This is a genomic window from Rosenbergiella nectarea, from assembly GCF_900111105.1.
In the GTDB taxonomy this organism is placed as follows: Bacteria; Pseudomonadota; Gammaproteobacteria; order Enterobacterales; family Enterobacteriaceae; genus Rosenbergiella; species Rosenbergiella nectarea.
In genome coordinates this window covers 1-1,459 of record NZ_FOGC01000028.1, presented here as the reverse complement: position 1 = coordinate 1,459, position 1,459 = coordinate 1, and the positions used below count along the sequence as shown (strand labels likewise).

Below are 1,459 nucleotides of genomic sequence, written 5' to 3'. Positions count from 1 at the left end.
CCTGTCCTTAGAGAGTGTACCTGCCGAAATTACCGAGGTAACGTCGTCAATGTATTGACGTTTTATTCCCTTATTCGTGTCATGTTTATCGTTACACTGGTCGAATACTAACCGATTTATAGTGAGGAAGAGGGAGGATCTACCAACGAAGATCTGAAGTCGGGAGATAAGTTATTTTTTTACCATTCCGTCCAGATCGTAACTGACTTGCATTGCTATAGGTATATGAAAATCCCTTATGGCATAACGTTCAGTCCACCCAAAGGATCTGTTTGCTACCTTACGTGGAGGAGCAGCGTTGTCTGGTTCCCCGAAGGTGTCATGCACCCATTGTCGTGGCATTTCTGCTTTGAGTGGCGTAGGTAAATCATTGGGGAAAATCCACTCTTTTATGCCATCTCGCTGAATTCTTAACGTTATTTCCTGAAGAGTCATTCCATCTCGTTTGAAAGAAAGAAATACGCCCTCTTTGACCATATCAAGATTAAGGTCAGGATCTCCATATTCACCAGAAGGTTTGGTTTTATACGGTATAATGCCCTGAACAATCATTTCGTGATACGTTTGACCTAAGAAACGGATCAATGCCTCAATATTTATTGTCATTTATATAATACCATTGAGAAAAAATGGAGCAGCACCCAAGATATTTCGTGCTGCCTCAGAGATATTTGTAATGTATTAGACACTGCCGCCTGAAATCTGTAGAGCGTTATTAGAAGAATAGAATTTTTTACATAGCAAGCTCTCTAATTTAATCGCTTGGTTTTCATTAATATTATAAACACCAATTCCTAATGAAAATTCTTTTTTATCCTCTTCACTCCACCCCATAATTTCAGCTATATCTGACAGTTTATTCTCTGGGATTTCAATTTCAAGAAGCAACGTCTCATCCACTTTACTATATACATCGATAGTATAAACAATTGTCATTTTTCTACCTTTCTTGTCGGATCTGCTGGTTTAGTTTGCTCACCTGTTATTGGGTCAAACTCGCCTAAATGATTGCGCCCTGAACGATCATAAATTTCGACTGTACCGTGTCGTGAATCCCATTCATAGATTTTTCCTTTTGAATCTTTCCAACGATTACGTAGTTTCCCACCTCCCTTAAGAGGTGTTTTAGCTTGCGCTTTTTTGGCATCAGGATAAGCAGGTAGTGGAGGATTTTCTTTCGGCGGCGTGTAGTATTTATGATCAGCATTCAGATAAACATATATCGGAGGAATATCCGATAGCGGCAAGATAAGAATATAATCCGCAAAATTCTTCTCTTCCGGTGCAGGGCTAGTTGTGGCCTCAATACCGCTATCTTCCGGCAGCGGATCCACTACCACCGGGTTCGGTATCCTTACCGGATTCGGGTTACCTGTATTTGCAGGAACACTGACACCTGCACTGTCGGGCGTCCAGATGAGGGTAATACCTGGCTCTTCCTCTGTGGTAAACGTATAGG

3 protein-coding genes are annotated in these 1,459 nt (G+C 41.2%); all 3 read right to left on the bottom strand.

All coding sequences use genetic code 11. The annotated features are described in order from the left end of the window. Positions 1–171: 171 nt before the first annotated feature. Complete coding sequence (locus BMX14_RS16305) at positions 172–606, bottom strand: DUF6392 family protein (protein WP_306663752.1); 435 nt, start codon at positions 604–606, stop codon at positions 172–174. Positions 607–681: 75 nt separating this feature from the next. Then, complete coding sequence (locus BMX14_RS16300) at positions 682–936, bottom strand: DUF7683 domain-containing protein (RefSeq protein ID WP_092678564.1); 255 nt, start codon at positions 934–936, stop codon at positions 682–684. Further along, positions 933–1,459: colicin E3/pyocin S6 family cytotoxin (locus BMX14_RS16295; RefSeq protein WP_177173202.1), on the bottom strand; the 527-nt coding region annotated here is incomplete at its 5' end. The genes BMX14_RS16300 and BMX14_RS16295, both read right to left, overlap by 4 nt.